The following is a 576-nucleotide window of genomic DNA, read 5'->3' on the forward strand; positions in this document are numbered from 1 at the left end:
TTGAAGTCGCTCGCACATTAGCTATCTCTGTATTTGACCGTTCTATGTCACCTGCGATCGAAAAAGCAATCATGGCTTCAGATCTGGGCCTAAACCCATCATCAGCGGGTACAGTGATTCGTGTTCCACTTCCACCATTCACAGAAGAGCGTCGTAAAGACCTGATCAAAGTGGTTCGTGCTGAAGCTGAACAAGGTCGTATTGCTGTTCGTAACGTGCGTCGCGATGCTAACGATAAAGTAAAAGCATTGTTGAAAGACAAAGAAATCAGTGAAGATGATGAGCGTCGCTCACAAGATGACATTCAAAAATTGACTGATAACTTCATCAAAAAAGTTGATGATGCTTTAGCTCAAAAAGAAGCTGAGCTGATGGAGTTTTAATCCATCCAATAAAGCCATCAAAGGAGCAACTTTGGTGGTTTTATTCTCTCATATCAAATGATCTAATAATCATCCTTTCTTAGCGATCAAGCTGATATAATCTCAGTATTGAATAAATACAGAGTATCTGCATTATGAAACGTCTTACTATTCTAGGTTCTACAGGTTCAATTGGTACTAGCACACTTTCTGT

1 protein-coding gene is annotated in these 576 nt (G+C 39.8%); it reads left to right on the top strand.

Features of this window, described 5'->3' with window-relative positions; genetic code table 11:
• On the top strand, positions 1 to 383 hold a 383-nt coding region (frr, locus tag ABN217_RS19930), incomplete at its 5' end, for a ribosome recycling factor (protein ID WP_349459956.1).
• Between the last annotated feature and the right edge of the window lie 193 nt (positions 384 to 576).

It is taken from the genome of Proteus sp. fly-1067, from assembly GCF_040139345.1.
Taxonomy (GTDB): Bacteria; Pseudomonadota; Gammaproteobacteria; order Enterobacterales; family Enterobacteriaceae; genus Proteus; species Proteus vulgaris_B.